20 protein-coding genes are annotated in these 17,641 nt (G+C 33.3%); 8 read left to right on the top strand and 12 right to left on the bottom strand.

Annotated features, from left to right (window positions below; all coding sequences use genetic code 11):
- Positions 1–192 precede the first annotated feature (192 nt).
- The 3 genes from OL233_RS05160 to OL233_RS05150 all read right to left on the bottom strand — a co-directional run bounded on the left by OL233_RS05160 (position 193) and on the right by OL233_RS05150 (position 1,638).
- Positions 193–507: an iron chaperone gene (locus OL233_RS05160; RefSeq protein WP_367618490.1), complete on the bottom strand. Its 315-nt coding sequence runs from the start codon at positions 505–507 to the stop codon at positions 193–195.
- Positions 508–585: 78 nt separating this feature from the next.
- Positions 586–954, bottom strand: a complete 369-nt coding sequence (locus OL233_RS05155) for a VOC family protein (protein ID WP_275471300.1) — start codon at positions 952–954, stop codon at positions 586–588.
- 66 nt (positions 955–1,020) lie between these two features.
- Positions 1,021–1,638, bottom strand: a complete 618-nt coding sequence (locus tag OL233_RS05150; protein ID WP_275471299.1) for a helix-turn-helix domain-containing protein — start codon at positions 1,636–1,638, stop codon at positions 1,021–1,023.
- A gap of 599 nt (positions 1,639–2,237) precedes the next feature.
- Here OL233_RS05150 and OL233_RS05145 point away from each other — a divergent pair.
- Positions 2,238–4,175 (top strand): Na+/H+ antiporter, encoded by a 1,938-nt coding sequence (locus OL233_RS05145; protein ID WP_275471298.1) that lies wholly within the window; start codon positions 2,238–2,240, stop codon positions 4,173–4,175.
- Between the two features lie 41 nt (positions 4,176–4,216).
- Here the strand turns inward: OL233_RS05145 and OL233_RS05140 are convergent, their stop codons facing one another.
- From OL233_RS05140 to OL233_RS05120, 5 genes are all read right to left on the bottom strand, one after another.
- Positions 4,217–4,681 carry a hypothetical protein gene (locus tag OL233_RS05140; protein WP_275471297.1) on the bottom strand — a complete coding sequence of 155 codons (465 nt, stop codon included), beginning with the start codon at positions 4,679–4,681 and terminating at the stop codon, positions 4,217–4,219.
- Between the two features lie 138 nt (positions 4,682–4,819).
- Positions 4,820–4,966: a hypothetical protein gene (locus tag OL233_RS05135; protein WP_275471296.1), complete on the bottom strand. Its 147-nt coding sequence runs from the start codon at positions 4,964–4,966 to the stop codon at positions 4,820–4,822.
- Between the two features lie 431 nt (positions 4,967–5,397).
- A complete protein-coding gene (locus OL233_RS05130) occupies positions 5,398–6,234 on the bottom strand; it encodes a hypothetical protein (RefSeq protein ID WP_275471295.1) in 837 nt (278 codons plus the stop codon).
- Between the two features lie 108 nt (positions 6,235–6,342).
- Positions 6,343–7,902, bottom strand: coding sequence for a LysM peptidoglycan-binding domain-containing protein (locus tag OL233_RS05125; RefSeq protein ID WP_275471294.1), 1,560 nt, complete (start codon positions 7,900–7,902; stop codon positions 6,343–6,345).
- The gene (locus OL233_RS05120) at positions 7,886–8,275 is read right to left on the bottom strand and encodes a hypothetical protein (RefSeq protein WP_275471293.1); all 390 of its coding nucleotides are present in this window, start codon (positions 8,273–8,275) and stop codon (positions 7,886–7,888) included. Before OL233_RS05120 ends, OL233_RS05125 begins: the two co-directional genes overlap by 17 nt.
- 189 nt (positions 8,276–8,464) lie before the next feature.
- Between OL233_RS05120 and OL233_RS05115 the strand changes: the two genes are divergently transcribed.
- The gene (locus OL233_RS05115; protein WP_275471292.1) at positions 8,465–8,791 is read left to right on the top strand and encodes a helix-turn-helix domain-containing protein; all 327 of its coding nucleotides are present in this window, start codon (positions 8,465–8,467) and stop codon (positions 8,789–8,791) included.
- 125 nt (positions 8,792–8,916) lie between these two features.
- Here OL233_RS05115 and OL233_RS05110 read toward each other — a convergent pair whose 3' ends face one another.
- On the bottom strand, positions 8,917–9,390 hold the full coding sequence (locus OL233_RS05110; RefSeq protein WP_275471291.1) for a hypothetical protein: 474 nt from the start codon (positions 9,388–9,390) through the stop codon (positions 8,917–8,919).
- A gap of 574 nt (positions 9,391–9,964) precedes the next feature.
- Here OL233_RS05110 and OL233_RS05105 point away from each other — a divergent pair.
- Complete coding sequence (locus tag OL233_RS05105; protein ID WP_275471290.1) at positions 9,965–10,111, top strand: hypothetical protein; 147 nt, start codon at positions 9,965–9,967, stop codon at positions 10,109–10,111.
- 3 nt (positions 10,112–10,114) lie between these two features.
- Positions 10,115–11,311, top strand: a complete 1,197-nt coding sequence (locus OL233_RS05100) for a PIN-like domain-containing protein (RefSeq protein ID WP_275471451.1) — start codon at positions 10,115–10,117, stop codon at positions 11,309–11,311.
- Between the two features lie 468 nt (positions 11,312–11,779).
- On the opposite strand, the gene OL233_RS05095 is transcribed toward OL233_RS05100, so the two are convergent.
- The gene (locus tag OL233_RS05095; RefSeq protein WP_275471289.1) at positions 11,780–12,295 is read right to left on the bottom strand and encodes a helix-turn-helix transcriptional regulator; all 516 of its coding nucleotides are present in this window, start codon (positions 12,293–12,295) and stop codon (positions 11,780–11,782) included.
- Positions 12,296–12,663: 368 nt separating this feature from the next.
- Between OL233_RS05095 and OL233_RS05090 the strand changes: the two genes are divergently transcribed.
- The 4 genes from OL233_RS05090 (at position 12,664) to OL233_RS05075 (ending at position 15,532) form a co-directional block, all read left to right on the top strand.
- Positions 12,664–13,707 (top strand): replication initiation factor domain-containing protein, encoded by a 1,044-nt coding sequence (locus tag OL233_RS05090; RefSeq protein ID WP_275471450.1) that lies wholly within the window; start codon positions 12,664–12,666, stop codon positions 13,705–13,707.
- 100 nt (positions 13,708–13,807) lie between these two features.
- On the top strand, positions 13,808–14,008 hold the full coding sequence (locus tag OL233_RS05085; RefSeq protein WP_275471288.1) for a DUF3173 domain-containing protein: 201 nt from the start codon (positions 13,808–13,810) through the stop codon (positions 14,006–14,008).
- Positions 14,008–15,183 carry a site-specific integrase gene (locus OL233_RS05080; RefSeq protein ID WP_275471287.1) on the top strand — a complete coding sequence of 392 codons (1,176 nt, stop codon included), beginning with the start codon at positions 14,008–14,010 and terminating at the stop codon, positions 15,181–15,183. Before OL233_RS05085 ends, OL233_RS05080 begins: the two co-directional genes overlap by 1 nt.
- Position 15,184: 1 nt before the next feature.
- The gene (locus OL233_RS05075; RefSeq protein ID WP_275471286.1) at positions 15,185–15,532 is read left to right on the top strand and encodes a hypothetical protein; all 348 of its coding nucleotides are present in this window, start codon (positions 15,185–15,187) and stop codon (positions 15,530–15,532) included.
- Between the two features lie 81 nt (positions 15,533–15,613).
- Here the strand turns inward: OL233_RS05075 and OL233_RS05070 are convergent, their stop codons facing one another.
- Both OL233_RS05070 and OL233_RS05065 read right to left on the bottom strand, forming a co-directional pair.
- Complete coding sequence (locus OL233_RS05070) at positions 15,614–16,690, bottom strand: HpaII family restriction endonuclease (RefSeq protein ID WP_275471285.1); 1,077 nt, start codon at positions 16,688–16,690, stop codon at positions 15,614–15,616.
- On the bottom strand, positions 16,687–17,640 hold the full coding sequence (locus OL233_RS05065) for a DNA cytosine methyltransferase (protein WP_275471284.1): 954 nt from the start codon (positions 17,638–17,640) through the stop codon (positions 16,687–16,689). The genes OL233_RS05070 and OL233_RS05065 overlap by 4 nt, the downstream gene beginning before the upstream one ends.
- Between the last annotated feature and the right edge of the window lies 1 nt (position 17,641).

The raw sequence follows: 17,641 nt of genomic DNA, 5'->3' as shown, positions 1-17,641 counted from the left end.
CACCATACAACTTATAGTTGCACTGAGCAATATTAATCCTGATATTTTACCTGTTAACGCCCTTATTTTGTTTTATAGGAAATTTTGATTATTAAGTTTTATTAGATGTTATAGCGTAAGTAAATATGTTGCAGGTTACATTTTATACAAGTTTCCTGCCGGGCAAACAAAAAGACCTGTTAAGGTCTTTTTTTATTTGCGCCAGAATGTAGTGCAGTCTTTCTTTTCATCAATATTATATTGGATAATCTCGCGAAGTAAGTCATAGTTCACTGGTTGATCCCATTTGATACGCATGAACTTTTTACCCATGTTATAGCCAGCAGCTTCGATTTTATCTGCAAATTTCTCGATGACAATTCCCTCAGGTGCAACCGCAAAATGAGGTTTTGCAATGCTGAATCCGATAATAAACGTCCCGTGATCCGTGTACATCGGTTGGTTCCAAGCTATTTTCGTTTCAAGTGTCGGGAACTCGTCAATTACCCATTGAAGAACTTCTGTCAACTGTTCGCGGTGGACAGGGTTGTCAATTTTGACGAGATAGTCATTAAAGTTATCTAGTTTTGTCATAGTTCTGTCTCCTTAATTACTTTCAGTACAAGCGAAGTAACGGCCTTCGTTGTCTGCAAAGTTAAATGTGTGTTGCCCACCGAGGTCAGTGATATCACTAACGAAAGTGCCTGCTGTTTTTAATTTAGTATGTAAGACTTCTAAATTAGTAGTCTTTAACATAAGTGAAGGAGTCTCGGTTGATACTTCTGGCGAGACCTGTTTGATAAAGTCTGATTCGAATAGTTGCATTGAAAAGTTATGGTTGTTACCTAAAACGATAGATGTTGACGGTCCTAGCTCAAGTGTTTGTTCACGAGTGAATCCTAGGTAAGTTTCCCAAAAAGTAGCGGTCTCTTCTACATTAGTGACGTATAACATCACAGTTAATTGATTAATCATGATAATCCCTCATTTCCTTGATACTACTAATATATCGTTTGAGGGAAAGATAATAAATTAATATGCTTATTTGACCTTGGTGGCAATAGTTTTATCTTGTTCATACTGTTTTATTTTTACACTCGTTACTTTGTTAGGAAAAAGATTGTGTGACAGGTGAATACTTACGTTATTTTTTTGATGAGAGTGATAGTTAAACGAAGTTAAAATATAAAGTTCTAGTGTGTGTTCGTCGTTAATTTGGGGTGAGGTGGCAAAGCCAGAGAATGTAAGGTAAGGCGGTAAATCGAAATCTATGTTGACGCGTGTATCTGTAATTTCAATTTTCTTAATTTGCTTAGGGTCATCAATCCATTTTTCGTAATGAAGAATAGAGTTGTAGCCTATATATGACATTATTAAGATAAGCAACACAACTAATCCTATAATATAGTTCTTTTGTTTCTTTCGTAAGCGCGTATCGTTGGTTATATGAGTCACGATAACATCATCTCCTTTAAGTAGTGTATCTATCGATATATCCAGGCAATAAGAGAGGTCAACAATCATTTGGATGTCGGGATAATTTCGACCGATTTCCCAATTGGATATAGTAGACCGACTAACGTGTATTTTTTCAGCTAGCTGAGCTTGTGTCATATCTAGCTCAATGCGGCGTGCTTTTATTTTTTTTCCGATTTCCAACTCAGGCCCTCCTTTCTAAATTTAATCTATCATACATTTTGCTTAATAAGAGTGTGAGTGGACGTGCGACTGTCGCACATCCTGATTTAAAGGGATTTCTAAAACCTTCATTTCGGGAATGAAGGTAAAAAAACCAACAACTGATTGAGTTGTTGGTTAGCGATTACGTTCTATTTTTGATGACATATATGACAAGATAAAAATTAATCATGAAAAATAGTGCCCATGGAATAAAATTTAGATAGCCATTTCCTACGTAATGAAATGTAAGGCTTAAAACGAGAAATTGAGCAATATTAAAATTGAGAGTATAAGCGACATGACGTTTGATAATTGAAGAGTGTGTGGGAAATTGTTTTTGCATAATAAAGACGTCCTTTCTAAATAGCGCATAAAGTAACGGACGAGTGGCAGTTCGAGTTCTTATCTTTATTATAAGTTGAATGATAATCGAAAACAATATTTAAATAAGTATGTTGATTTTAGAATAGTTAATTTTTAAAATTCTATAAATTCATATTTCCGAAGGGCTTATACTATATCTTTTCCTCTTATTATAATAAACTAGTGTTATAAATAATGAGTAAGAGAGGGAGTCTATGCAGATTGTAGAAATGATTTTATTGATGTTAGCCATGGTGTTAGCATCCAATATCATCAATCGTTTTATCCCTAATATCGCGATTCCGTTAATTCAGGTAGCGTTGGGAATTATTATTGCAGTACCAACCGGGTTACATAGCTTTGAGTTGGGTTCAGAATTGTTTATGTTATTATTTTTAGCACCGTTGTTATTTAATGACGGGGCAAATGTGGATAAGAAATCACTTTGGAAAGAGCGCAAGGCAGTGCTAGTCTTATCAATCGGCTTGGTTTTTGTGACGGTTGCGGTTTTAGGGAGCTTTATTCACTGGCTCATTCCATCTGCACCGTGGGCGGCTAGTTTTGCCTTAGCGGCAGCTCTTGCACCGACCGATCCGGTTGCGGTGTCGGCTTTAGCTGAGAAAGTAAAAATTCCTCACAGAATTATGCACACGCTTGAGGGTGAGTCGTTAATCAATGATGCGTCGGGGTTGGTATCATTCCAATTCGCTTCGGCAGCATTATTAACAGGTATTTTCTCATTCACCAATGCCAGTATTAGTTTTGTCCTGATTTCTTTGGGTGGAATTTTTGTAGGGATTGTGATTAGTTTCTTAGCAATGCAACTGGTTCGGTGGTTGCGAAGCCAAGGGATTGAAAGTACGGTATCGTTTATGTTGTTAGAGTTACTGTTACCTTTTGGCATTTTCTTAGTAGCAGAGCATTTTCATGTAAATGGCATCCTAGCTGCGGTTAGTGGTGGGATTGTCTATTCCTTTAGTTATAATAAGGTGACACCAGAGGTTGCGCAGTTGACAGTGTTGTCAAAAAACACGTGGTCAATTTTAAGCTTTAGTTTAAATGGCTTAGTTTTCGTTTTACTAGGAACGCAATTACCTCGTGTTATCCGTGTTGTATGGGAAAATAATAACATCAGTAATGTCACCTTAATCCTATATATATTAAGTATTACTGCTATTTTATTAGCCATTCGTTTTGTTTGTTTCTGGTTATTCAAGAACTTCGATAAAAAAGGTGACAACCGTTTAGCGACGTCATTCTTATACACGATTTCAGGTGTCCGTGGAACGATTACCCTAGTCAGTGCCTTGAGTTTACCTATCTTTTTAGCAGATGGATCGGCTTTTATGGAGCGAGAGTTGATGATTAGTATTGCAGGTGGTGTTATCATTGCAACCCTAATTTTAGCCAACTTTGCGATGCCGTTATTCGCAGAAGAGAAAGAAAGTTCGACAGAGCGCATGGCTCATGAGAAGGAAATTGAGATTTTAAGAGATGTTATTTTACAGCTGAAAGCACAAGAGACGGAAGACAATCATCTAGCCGTGGAACGTGTGATTACAATGTATAATGATCGAATTATTACGCTATTGAACTCTGATGAGACGGACGATAGCCAAGACCGCTTGATGGAAACCATTTTGAAATGGAAATACGTGGATACAATTAGTCAAATGGCGAATGGAAAGGTGAGTTTTCAAACGGCCTTCTTAAATTTAAGACGTTTGAATAAACGCTTGTACCGATTAACTCACGATAAAAGTTATCGTAGTCAGATGTTCTATGGGCGTTTGATTCGTAAAAAACTACGCTTCGCGAAATTGCGGTCAGGAAGTTTTGATGACCGACGAGCTGAGCGAGAGTATTTGAAGCAGAGTAACCGTGACTATGTGCTTAATCATCTGGAAGAATTAGATCAAGATGCTTTTCCGCAAGAGTTGGTAGACTTTTACTTTGCGAGATTACAGCACCGAGGACCAAGAGCGGGACGTGCGTCGGTTGACCGTGTTGATGAGTGGTTGACGTATGCAATTCAATTGGAACGTGACAGTATCCAAGATGCTTTTGAATTAGGTGATATCAACCGTAATGAAATGCGTGTTTACCGTGAAAACTTACTTGCTATTGAAAATACGATCCAGTATATGGTGTAATAAAAAAAGGTTCCTGACAGTTGTCGGGAACCTTTTTTTATTTATAGTCCTTTATGGCATTTACGGATGTTCTTTACCACTTTGTGAACTAACTCTTGGGCATCTAAGACCTTTTCATAGGCATTATGATCGAGCGCTAAGATGTTATCTAGAATACTATTCAATCGGATAAGGTCAGTGTCGCCGTAATATTTTTCGTAGCGTTTGGTATCGATGGAATTGAGAACACGGGCAAAATTTTTCCCACTCATACTAAATTTGACGTCGATTTCATCTTTAACAAAGACAGGATAAGATTCGTCAATTCTTAAAAAACTAGCCGCAGCACCAAGCATATCGGCATAATGGTCTTCAAGTGACTCGGCTTTATCTTCATTTATTCGGCGAGCAGCCTGCTTTCGGTCGTAAAAAATACCAAGTGCCCACAAGATAATCCCAGCATACAAAGCAATCGATAAATCGCGTAAGTACTCACCAGATGAAAAGAATTTGATAAAATTTTCCATTATTGTCACCTCCGTTAGTGTTATTTTAAGTATAGCAGAGATGGTCGGAAAAGTAGTGTGGGAGCCTGAAGGAAATAGGGATAAGAAACGCAAAAAGCCTAGATCTATATTGATGAGATCTAAGCTTTTTTACTGTTATTATTTATCAGTGTTCTTTTTGTTTTTTAGCATTTTTTCACGGAGCGCTTTTACTTGTTGTTTTTTATCGAATTTTTCAGGTTTATTTTTTTCGTAAAATTTTGTAATAGCAGCTTGCCCTTTATTATCGAATAGATATTTTCCCATGTTAATCACCTCATCTAATAATATACCTTATTTTTTAGGTGAGTGCATTAAAAGGTCAATTGTTTTATTAGTCCTGAGGCAATCTATTTTACGTTTGAGCCTACGGATTTAAGATTATTCCACATTAATATAAGCTGTTTTTTTAACGGTTACTCCGACGAGTGATGCTCTTATGTGAGGCATAGCTATGACGCCTTTCATAGCTGTAAAACTGTTGACTAACTTCACTAAAGTATTGTGTAGTCAATTTTTTTGTGTTGAGTAATTGTTCACAAATTTTATAGATGTATAAAATTTGTAGCGGAATAGTTGTGGAGAGATGAGAAAAGGAAAATTCCAAATAAGTAAAACCAAGATTCAGAACAAAAGATATTGTTTTAAATTTTGGTTTCACTGTTTAGAAATTAATTTTTTGTGATTTTATTGAAAAGCTAGTTATCTTTAAGGTTAATATTTCTCACTAATTTTAGTAGAGATTTTTGAAATGTAATTAAGGTTATAAGGATAAAAAATAAAATAGAATAAGGCATAATAAGCAATCCAATTAAAAAAAGTGAAATATTCATGATAGCGGAATACTTTTTAGGTCTAAGTTGGTTGTAGATGCTAAAGGCAATGGTAAGTAGAGAAATATAGATTATGATAGTAAGACTATCAGTTTTCTTAATAGAGCTTTGTATTGCAATGGATAATGTTCCTAATCCTAACAGTATAGTAAATAGAGTGAAACGACCAATTTTGATTTTAGAGTGGACTTTCAGCCAATTCTTCGCGTCTGCTTCTTGTAGTTTAGCTTCAAATGTTTGTGCGTTAAGATATTTTACTTTTTTAGTTTGATAGTGTTTCTTCTTTTTAAGTTGCTGTTCTTTGCTAATTCTCTGTAGGCGTTCAGCATTATGAGCGTCAAACTGTTTATTTTTAACAATTTGTTGTTTATCCCAAAGGAATTTGTGTAGATTTACAAATTCACCAGTACTAATTTTAGTTTTTGTCAAAGATTTAAAGTAGAGTGTAATCCATTTTTTCGTTTGCTCCATGTCGCCTTGAATAGACCAAGCGTAATTATTATGAGAACTAACGCCTTTTCTTGGACTTCCGACAATAGCTAATAGTGATTGAACATCTTGGATCCTAATATTGTACTTTTGTGCTAACTGTAAGGGGGTGAATCCTTGATTATACACATAAAAGTGGATTGAGTTTTTAGAACGGGTAAACTTGTCAGAACTCATAGTTTGTATATGGTTTATTGCTGTATTCAGGTTCATCTTATTCTCCTTTTCTAATGACCTAACCCAAATGATATAGTTAGGAAAAAACGCTAGCATAGGAAGTACCCATATCTAGCGTTTCTCTTATTTATTATTTTTGTTTACTTATACGTAATCAACATAAAATACAATCGTGTAATATGTTGAGCCGTCAGTCATTTTGACTGGGGCAGTTTTATAAGCCCAAACTTTATCGTCGGAACCTTCATTGATTGCAAACCATGCCCAGTAGAATTCTGAGTTAGGATCGTTGTGCATTGCTTCGCCTTGTGCTCCAGCGTCAGCCAGAGTTGAAGCTAAGATACCACTGTTACCCACATCATTTGGATTTACTGGTACTACTTCAACAGGAGCATTCTTCTTCCAAGTTTTGGTAGTGGTATAAGTAGTGATTGTATTTCCGTTTGGTAGCGTTTGGACACTTGAAGTTGTTGATTCAGATACAAACGAGTACCCATCAACGTTATCTAATATAGTGCCGTTTACGTCAACATTAATTGTGACATACTTATCTTCATTTGTTGGTTCAGTTGGCTTTTCGTCTAACTTCCAGATTTTTGTAGTGGTGTGAGTAGTGATAGTATTGCCATTTTCAAGTGTTTCAACCTTTTTATCAGTAGATTCTGATATGAAAGAGTACCCTTTAGTTGAAGTTAAAACTGTTCCATTTACGTCAATATTAATTGTGACATACTTATCTTCATTTGTCGGTTCAGTTGGCTTTTCGTCTAACTTCCAGATTTTTGTAGTGGTGTGAGTAGTGACAGTATTGCCGTTTTCAAGTGTTTCAACCTTTTTATCAGTAGATTCTGATATGAAAGAGTACCCTTCAGTTGAAGTTAAAACTGTTCCATTTACATCAACATTAACTGTTACAAAAACATCTTTATTTGTTGGTGTGGTTGGCTTTTCAGCATCTTTTACCCATACTTTTGTAGTGGTATAAGTAGTGACAGTATTTCCTTTATCGTCTTTTACCACTTTTTTGGCAGTAGATTCTGAGAAGAATTTGTAGCCCGTAGTTGATTCAAGTAAATTTCCTTTTTCATCAACGTTGATAGTAACAAATTTATCACTATTAACAGGTTTTTCATCAGGTTTTACTGGCTCAATCGGTTTAGTGGGCTTACTTTCACTAGTATCATTATTGGGATTAGGCAATTTACCAGTATTGTTAGGTTTACCAATTATTTCAGAAGGGGTCACTTTACCTGCTGAAATCTCTTTAGAAACGTTTGCTCCGATTGGTTTGTCTTTAACAATTTTGTTGCTATCGTTGACTTTAACACCTTTATTGATAGCAGAACCAGTTGAGTCGACTGCCTTAATTTTTGATTCGTCAAAATGAATGACTGTTCCGATTTGTAGTGTAAATTGGTCACCATTAGATAAATTGATGTTATTTATTGAGGCTAATGTGTTGACGTTTATATTTGTTTTAATGGCAATAGCCCAAAGTGTATCACCGCTCTTCATGGTGTAAGACTGAGAGCCTTGTGAGATTTGAATACTTTCTGGAGTATTTGCAACCCATTCAGATGCAAGTACTGGAACAGCAAATGCCCCTAATATAATACCAGTAGCACAAACAGTTGTGACCTTAGCTAATCGCTTATTTCTTATCTGATTAGCTAAGTTTTTCTTATAATTACTTCGTTTTTCCATTGTTTTCCTCCTGTAAACTGTGTAGTTGTTTCAGCTTCTTTAAGATTTCTGTATTGGTTTTTGCAATTATAGCGGTGTTTCTGAACTTTACAATTGAAAAGTTTAATAAGTAGTAGACAACTAAGGTTATTACAAAAACAACACCGACCAATAGCGCTATTATTTGAATGCCTGTTACGGTTGTTAAGATTATAGCTGCTAATGTTCCCACTATTAAACTAATAAGTAAGTTTAATGCTTGAGCTATTCCGATATAAGAAAAACCAAAATTCTTGTAGTCTCCTGATACTCTAATTTCAGATTGCTGTTTAATACCCCACACCATGTAAAAAGCTAAAATAATAAAGATTACAATAATACCAACAACAATCATAATAAGTGTGTCAGTTCCCGATTAATCACCCCGGCCCAATTGTTAATAAATGCTTACAGCTAATATTTTACCATTCTGTTTTCTATTAGTAAAGTTAATGTTCTGTATATATACAATTGTTCATATATAGAATGAGATGTTCTATATACAATTGTAAATATTAGGGAGATAGGAAAGGGGTGTAGGAGAATGAAGCAAGATTTATTGAATTCTTTAGGTAGTCAAGTAAGAGCTTTACGTTTAGGACAAGGGATGACCCAGCAAGAGTTAGCAGAGAGGTGTGAACTGAGTTTACCGTTTATAAATTTGATTGAGAATAATAAACGGAACGTGTCGTTAGAAACACTGGTGAAGTTACTTTCAGCATTGAATATTTCCCTAAGTGAGTTTTTTGAACCATTCTCACACGGTGAAGATGAAGGCTTGACTGCATTCTTGCTATTACTTCAACAATCACCTAAAAAGGATAAGTATATTAAGCTTTTTACTCAAGTTTTAGAGCTTTCAGAGGAATAAAAATGATGATATACATATTAAGATAACTGTAATAAGTATTTAATTATCTAAAAAAACAGCCTACTAAGCAGATTAGTAGGCTGTTTTTTTTTAGATAATTTAAGTTGCTTTAAATCATTTGTAGATTATTTTAAAAAAGAAAGTATGGTTACAATATTCGCTATAAAACCACTCAAAATCATAATAGAGCTTAAAATTATTTTAAAGTTGCTGTTGTTAGACTTATTTTTAGATGTAGTTTGTTGGGTGGCCTTTTGTTTATTGAAATGTAGTAATTTAAGTCCACCTGAGACTATGAAATTAAAACTAATTAAAAGCATTACTAGAAATAATATTTTGGTAAAGGTATTAAAGAAAAGTATTAAAATAGAAACTCCTATAAGTAAAATGCCTAGCCCCATAAATGTATTTGTATATCCGCTGTTAGGGTATAAGCTCTCTAGTTCTATTCCTGAGCCTGTAATTCCCATAGCAATTAAAAAAATTGAAACTGTCATTATAATTTTAATAGGGAATAGAAGTGGTAATGCAATCCCAACGATTATTAATCCAGCACCTAAACCGATACCATTAAAAAAAGCATCATTCTTTTTATCCATATTTACCTCCAAAATAAATATATTTCTAAGTACTAATTATATCATAGTAACCTAGGAATGTATGGATTGGTTTGCATTGCATTGCATTTAAAATAATGTGAACACCCTTCAAAGTTTAAGAGTCTACACTGATATGAGCATTAACAAAAATTTATCAAAACAATAATGTTATGTCATTATAAATTATAATATTTGTTTTATATAATAGTATCAGTGTTGTATATAAAAAGAAGAAGCTCACTAAAAATTAATTAGTGGGCTTCTTCTGGAGACAATCTTGGAGACAGTTCAAGTCATTTTAAATGATTTCAAACCATTCTAAAAATTGCTAAATGCTGTCAAATCAAGGATTATAGGTGTAAGTTATCCATTACTATTATTCCCATTCGGTAAATAGTTATATTTTATAGTTGTTTAGCATTTGTTAATATAATTTTAAAGTTGATTTAAGTATAAAAGATTATTAGATATTCGAGTTGATGGTATCGAATAGGTATCAAATATAAAAAATATCAGTGATATGGTAGAATGAAATCATGTTATTTAATTAATAGATAATCGAAAGGATGTTTTTATGGCAAAGTTAAAAGAGCTTTTTCCAGAATTTTATCAACCTGGTTTAAAAGTATCTGATTTGGCTATTGAATCGGATAACTTAATAGTTTTAGATACGAACTATCTATTGGATATAATCCAGCTACCTACAGTAGTTTCAAAATAGTATATCGAAGCATTAGAAAAAGTTAAAAATAATATATATATACCTTATTTAGTGGCATTAGAGTTCAATTTTCAAAAAAGTAGTTTAAAAAAAAGAAAGATAAAAAATATTCAAAAATATAAAGATGAAGTGCGTAGTTCACTCGGGAAAATTAAGAATATGATTTCTCCAGGTGAATTGATAGATGAGAGTGAAGAAGAAGAGTTTACAGAGGAAATGTTAAGTTTAACGGATAAGTTTTCTGAAGAGCTTATGGGACTGGTCGATTCTAAAATTAAATCAGTTATAACTGAGGAAGAAAGTGACATATATGATAGATTAATTAATCTAATCGAAGGCAGTATTGGTGAAAAATATACACAAGAGTGGATTGATGTCGTAGAGAAAGAAGGACAAGAACGTTATAGTAAAAAAATACCACCAGGATTTGATGATTCTTCTAAAGAGAATGAAGAAGATGCAATAAGATATTACGATAATATAAAATATCAAAGAAAATTTGGGGATTTATTGATATGGAAAGAAATTATTGATTATACAAAAATTGGGAATGAATCAGGAAGAAAGGTTATTTATGTTACAAATGATGGGCGGTCTAAAAGAAAGTCGGATTTGTTATATAAAGTAAATGATTTAGTAGTAGGTCCAAGTATATATTTAATGAATGAATTATGTAGGGAGTCCGATAAGCAACTCTATATAGTTAGTAATTTAAGGTTTATTCAACTTGTGAATGACTTGTCTGAGACGGAGGTAGATAAATTAAAAACCTCTTCTGAAACATTATATAGAATCAAGTTTCCCTCAGATTATATGGAGCAAGCGATAAAAGATATAGAAGAACTGAATAAGCGAGATGACGGGTTTGTGCATAGGATAAATGATGAAGGTTATTTAGAGAGAAAACAAATAATTGATGAGGATGTATTAAAACAAAGAATTAATGATGATATATTAAAACAAAGAATTAATGATGATATATTAAAACAAATAATTAATAATGATATATTAAAACAAAGAATTAATGATGATATATTAAAACAAATAATTGATGAGGATGTATTAAAACAAAGAATTAATAAGGATGCATTTAAACAAATAATTGATGATGATATATTTAAGCAAAAAATTAATAAGAATACATTCAAACATTATAAGAATATACTGGCTGAAAATAAGTATATTAGTGATGAAGAATAAATTTTTAAAATTACTTATGGATATTAATTTTAGGTAATAATAGTGTATTTTAGAGGGTCTAACGCTATAGCGATAGTATTATATAAATATTATTGTGAAATGATACATTTTGTATCTAAAGATAAGTGTTATATGGAATAACCATCAAAGCTGTGAAAAATGGTCGGCGAGGTCTCCTCGTTGAAGCCGTTCCGTGAGGTTAAGGCGTCCATTTTTAGACGGAAGTTGATGTCTCATCAACGTGAGTTGCTAGGCTTTTTAAGAATTAAGAAAGTTGGTATCTGTTTAGACAGGTACTGGCTTTTTTTGTTTTCAAGAAGCAGTCAGTTAGATAACAAACTTATAACTCACCAATCTGCCTTTTGCCAACCCTCTTTTATGCTGAATAAATAGGGCGTTAGAGGATAAAAAAATAGTGAGAGCAATAGAAAGTTAGCTCCCACCAATCAACGTTTCTGAACCACGTGTTTAATCTTTAAATCTTTTGATCTCTTTAATCTGCATTGCAAGTTTTTCGATTTCTTGAACGGGGACTTTACTATAAGGGCTATCGGCAAAGCTAACTTGGTTATCGTTGTCTAAAATTGGTTCTCCAGTTTCATCAGTACGAGGAGTTTTACTGAAAAAGTTTTGAATATAGCTAACTTGGTCTACAAGATTATCTAAATCAATTTTGTTAATTTTTTCGAGAGCTTGTTCCAATTTTAAGATGTTATGGATTTTATCTTGGTAACTATCGACTTCATCTAGCAATTTTGGAGTGTTATATAAAAGAATTTCATTTTCTGTTCCGAATAGTTCAGTAGGACCAGCTTTTAGTAACTGACTTATTTTTTCTAATGTTGTGAATGAAGGATAAGCTTTACTTTGTTCTATGTTGGAAATGGTTTGTTTAGTGATGCCTAGCATTTCAGAAAATTCTGTTTGAGTTAAGTTACGTTCTTTTCTTAGTCTTGCTAGGTTAGAACCGAAATTTTCAATCATGATAGTTAATAGCTCCTTTGATAATTTATTTAGTGTAATTATACGTTTTTAACTTGTATTAATCAATGTTAGTGGTATACTTCCATTAACGAGTATATGTTTTAGGTTTATTAGGTAATGTATTCACGTTACCGTTTAACGTTTAAGGTTTATACGTTTTGCTCGTTAGCGTTTGTTTAATAAATTAAAAATGTTGGGATTTAATCAATTGGATAAAGGGCAAAAGTGTTGTTTAAAGATGGGGTGCCCTCTAATAGCACCCTAATAGCACCCTGACATTCCTGTGGAAAACTGCTGTAACCGTTGATATGACGGTGTAAAACGCATTTGAGTTTTTACACAAAAAAGTGCGAAAGGAGGTGTGATATATTAAGACGACATTAGCTAACGTTACAGGCAAAATAGACTGGCTACAAATCCTGTTTTATCAAGTACCATTGGAGGAAATTCTTAGTCATTTGATGATGATTGATGTAACTTGTTTTACGATTGAAGAAGCAAAGGTGAAACATAAAGATTACGATTTAGCCTATGTATATGGCGATATAAGAGTTTATACAACTGAGCTTGATACTTTATCAGAAACATATCTAGTATTAAGTGGTGAAGGTTGTACGTTGTTTGAAAGGCTATTAGAGAACCTGGGAGAAACATGGAAAACCTTTTTTAAGAAATTATTTTTAGAATATATGGGTCATTTCAAAGTTAAACGAGTAGACTTGGCATTAGATGACAAGAATGAAAAACCGTTTTTTCAAGTGGAACAGTTGATCAAAAAATGTAAAAAAGGGCAATTCAATTCAAGCGGACGTACTTATCGTTTGAATGAAAGTAAATTTTTAGGCAATAAGACAGCTAAGACATTATATATTGGAGTGAGAACATCAGATGTGATGTTTAGGATTTATGAAAAAGACAAAGAACAAGCAATTAAACAAGATATAGCGATTGAGGAAATTGGCTCATGGAAACGAACAGAGGTTGAAGTGAAAAATGAGATTGCAGAAAGTATTATAAGGATAATCGCTTTTTCTGATGATAGTTTAGAAAATACGATAAGAGGATTTATCAAAAAAGAATTGGTTTTTTATTCAACTAGTGAGATGCAAGAAGTGGCGAGATTTTGGAAAAGTTATCTAGGAAAAGCTAAAGCTTTGGAGATTGAAAAGCTCTATGAAGTAACTGGATTGCATGAAACGGAACGTTGGTTAGAATTTGGTGGAGCAATTGGGGCAATTAAAGCCTTTCAGTTTTTGAGTGAACATAGGGCATTAGGAGAATTGAAAGATGTTCAAGATATGTTAGCAGATGTTGAATATCCAAGGGCATTGTCAAATAAACTAGTGTCTCATTTAATCAATATAGGTCGAGATGATTTGGTAAAAGAAGTATATGCAAATACAAAAAAGTGAACTCGGAAAAGAATGATAAAATCCCTTAGCCAAGCTCAACCTCGCAAGATGAGTATATCATATAAGGATTTATCATGACATAAGAAAGGTGGTAACAAGTATGATTACGGTAACGAAAAAAGATTTAATTGATTTAGGATTTGGACCTACTCAATCGCAAGACATTGTAAGGTTATCAAAGTATCTTATGGTTCAAAAAGGGTATGATTATTACAAAAGCAAACGTTTAGGTAGAGTTCCTGTTCAAGCAGTTGAGGAGATTTTAGGCGTAACACTGTATGTTCATAACGAGGAAAAATAATGTCTAACGTTTATAAAGATAAGGCGACAGGTAAGTATTATTTTTCGGCAAGTATCGGTTATGACAGTGTGACTGGCAAAAGGATAAGAAGTGTTAAGAGAGGTTTTTTGACAGAACGAGATGCAAAAAAAGCTTATCATCAATTCATGAATGATTATGGAGATATGGCTTTTAAGACTAATACAACTATGAGTTATAAAGAGTATTTTGAAAGTATATTTTTACCGTGGTACAAAGGGCGAGTAAAGAAGAGGACGTATGACAATCGGCTATCTACGATGTTAATTCATTTCAAAACATTTAATCGAACTAAACTATCGGAAATTAGTCCGATACAAATTCAAAAGTGGCAGAATAAAATGTTAGAAACTCAAAGTAATAGTTATACTAGAAATATTTTTGGTTTGTTTTCTATGAGTTTGGAACGTGCTGTGTTGCTGGGGATGTTGGTTAAAAATCCTGCTAAGGTAGTTGGTAATGTAAAAAAGAAAAGAGTAGAGGTTAGTTTTTGGACGTTAGAAGAATTTGAGAAAGTTATAGCGACCTTTGATAAATCAGATTATTACGAGCATTTTAGTTTTGTGGTTATATGGTTATTTTTTATGACAGGCTTACGATTAGGAGAAGGACAAGCATTGACTTGGAAAACCGATATTGATTTGGAGAATTGTCTTCTAAAAGTAACGAAAAGTATGTTTTATCAAAATTTAGAAGAATTTGAAATAGTACCACCAAAAACACCATCTAGTATTAGAACACTGGCATTAGATAGTGATACGGTTGAGGTATTGAAAGAGTGGAAAGTAGTTCAAGATGGTATGGGAGGTTCTGATTATGTTTTATCATACAACGGTATTCCGACGAATAAGCATACTGTAAGGCATATTATAAGGAGGCATTCGTCACTTGCAGATATTAATGATATTAGAATTCATGGTTTAAGACATTCTCATGCCTCGCTATTAATTTCATTAGGAGAAAATGCTTTGATAATAAAGGATAGATTAGGTCATGCTGATATTCAAACAACATTAGGAACGTATGGGCATTTGTATCCGAATAGCAATCTTGAAGTAGCAAATAAATTAACTGGTTTAGTCTCAATTGATGAAGAAGTGAATGTGAAGAAAAGGAAATTTAATGGGAACCAATATCTCAAGAAAGAAGGAAAATAAAATGGCGGAAATGAAAATGAAGGACTTTGATTTAGTAGGGCAGTTAGGTAAAGATTTAATGTTGATTGAGGTCACACCCAAAGTGAAGTATGAACTAAATGCAACTACTGGGAAAAATGAACGTACTGGAGAAATTGAAGGCTATAACTACGAAGTGTTGATGAAAGACAAAAAGCATAAAAGTATTAAAGTAAGTGTACTTGGAAACAGACCGATTGTGACACAAGATGAAATTGATAAAGGTAAAGTTATTTCAGTGAGATTTGAAGGTCTAACGTGTAACCCGTATGTACAAGGGAGAGGGATTAATTTATCATTCAAAGCTGAAAGTATGCATCCGCTAGTCTAGTTTATTCCGAAATTGGTATCGGATTAAAAAAATACTTAGGACACTTATAAGTAAGAGAGTCCTAAGTATTTTTGTTTTGTATTAACTAAACCGTACCTGTAAACTCAATTTAAACGTAGCCTCTGAGGTGTTTTTGTTGAATTCTAGTAAACCTGAACCAGTTCTTCCTGTAGAAGGGGTATCGAATTTGGTATGATTATATAGGTATGTTCTTAGTTTATTCCTATCGTATATGTGATAGCATAAAATCTCGCCATCACTTTTGACAACGATATAGCCACCATTAGCATCTTCTAATCCATCCCAGTGAGTGTTAGGTTCCATTCCTAATGCGGCGGCAGTTAGTAAATCCTTTATTTTATACTCGATAAGCTGTTCATCTTCATTATATTTTTTAACGTAATATTTAACAACATCTGTCATTTTTTTTCCGGAAACAAAGTAAGAAGATAAATATAAATTAGCAAGAATTTCAGGCAATCTAAAGTCGATCATTTGTAAATTTCTAGAAAATATATTACTGGAAAGTCCGATGTATTTTAATGTGATACCATGAGTATAAATGTGTTCAATTCTATCTTTTATTTTGTTCCGTGACTCTATTTGATTGATAGTATTTACAAATTGCTCAGTAACTAGATTTCCTTCTGTAGTGTAAGAAAAGACTGTTGCACCAGAAGAATTAATTAGTGTAGGCGCACCACCGATGTATGATTTAACAGAAAATCCAATTTGAGGTTTGAACCCAGTGAACTCATCATGAACTTGAAATATTAAATCTTTTTTACTATCACTACTTGCTTTAATTTTATCAACAAGTATTTGTTCCAGAAATTCTTCGATTTCGGGTATTTCAAAAGAGCGACCAGTTCCATTTTTTATACCTTCTAAAACTATAGGACCAAAGTTTAAAAAATCGGCTATCGGAATGCTTATTTTTTTTGTGCCATTGCTATAGATGACAACTAAATTTTTCTTTGTATCTCTCGAATATCTTTTTTCTTCATTTTCTTCTATTTTTATAGCTTGTAAAACAGTGTAGTAAGCTTCTTCAATTTTATTTAAATCTTCATCAGCAGCATATAATTTTCCTGTGGCTAAAACTGATAAAAACACATATAGTTCAGCCCATTCGCCTTTGTTTACTTTATGTTTCATTTTGTTCTCCTACCGTGACTGTTATTTTTAGTTGATGCGTAAAATTCTATTTTCATTGCATTTGCAACCTCTTTAATCATTGGGATAGCAACGGAATTTCCAAATTGACGATACATTTGAGTTCTTGAAACAGGTATTATAAAATCATCGGGAAATCCCATTATTCTCTTGCATTCTAATTGGGACAAAAGACGAATACCTGTTTCTCCACCTTTAACAAAAGTACCAGTAAGTCTTTGTATTTTGTGATAACTTGCTACCAAGGTCTTAACTTGAATATCAGAATTCTTATCTATTAACTGAGGTCGACCGTCATCCTTTTTGAATAAATATGATGACTGTAAGTGTTTTGATATTGAGTAACCAGTTGGGTTCTCTTCTAGAAATTTCCCTATTGGAACATTTGATTCTTGTCCTTCAGGAATATTAAAATTTGTGATGTTTAAATTATTATCAAAACCAACGATTATCACTCGTTTTCTGACTTGAGGTAACCCAAAATTTTGTGCATCTAGAACTTTGTATGAAACGTTATATCCTAATTCGTTCAAAGAGGCTACAATAACTCGCATAGTATTACCACTGTCATGTGTTAGTAAACCTTGTACATTTTCTAGTAAAAACATCTTAGGTCTATGATATTTTATTATTCTTAACACATCAAAAAAAAGAGTTCCTTGTGTTTCGTGCATAAACCCTTCACGCTTGCCAATCGAACTAAAAGGTTGGCAAGGAAACCCTGCTAATAATACATCGTGTTCGGGAATATCTTTTTCTTTAATTTCGGTAATATCTCCATAAGGGATTTCACCGTAGTTCGCCTCATATGTTTTTTGTGAAAATTTATCCCATTCAGAACTGAATACACATGTAGTATTATCATCTTCGAACCCTTGACGCATTCCTCCGATACCAGCAAATAAATCTATAAATTTTAGTTTTTTATTCATG

It is taken from the genome of Vagococcus proximus (genome assembly GCF_029143285.1).
Lineage (GTDB): Bacteria > Bacillota > Bacilli > Lactobacillales > Vagococcaceae > Vagococcus_D > Vagococcus_D proximus.
This window is presented reverse-complemented; position numbering and strand designations above follow the sequence as displayed.